1 protein-coding gene is annotated in these 381 nt (G+C 50.4%); it reads left to right on the top strand.

Going from position 1 to position 381, the window contains the following annotated elements; genetic code table 11:
• On the top strand, nucleotides 1-381 hold a 381-nt coding region (gene yjjG / locus GV819_RS32875), incomplete at both ends, for a pyrimidine 5'-nucleotidase (RefSeq protein ID WP_218579795.1).

Below are 381 nucleotides of genomic sequence, written 5' to 3'. Positions count from 1 at the left end.
GAATAATGAAGTGGGACTGGATTTTCTTTGATGCCGATGAAACGCTGTTTACATTTGACTCATTCACCGGCCTGCAGCGGATGTTTCTTGATTACAGCGTCACCTTTACCGCTGAAGATTTTCAGGACTATCAGGCCGTTAACAAGCCACTGTGGGTGGATTATCAAAACGGCGCGATCACTTCATTACAGCTTCAGCACGGGCGTTTTGAGAGCTGGGCCGAACGGCTGAAAGTTGAAGCAGGCTTGCTTAACGATGCCTTTATTAATGCGATGGCGGAAATCTGCACGCCGCTTCCGGGGGCGGTTTCCCTGCTTAACGCCATTCGTGGCAACGCTAAAATCGGCATCATCACCAACGGCTTTAGCGCCTTGCAGCAAG

This window comes from Pseudomonas sp. Fl5BN2, assembly GCF_009908205.1.
GTDB lineage: Bacteria > Pseudomonadota > Gammaproteobacteria > Pseudomonadales > Pseudomonadaceae > Aquipseudomonas.
The sequence above is the reverse complement of the archived record's forward strand: the minus strand, read 5'-3'. Positions and strand labels throughout refer to the sequence as shown.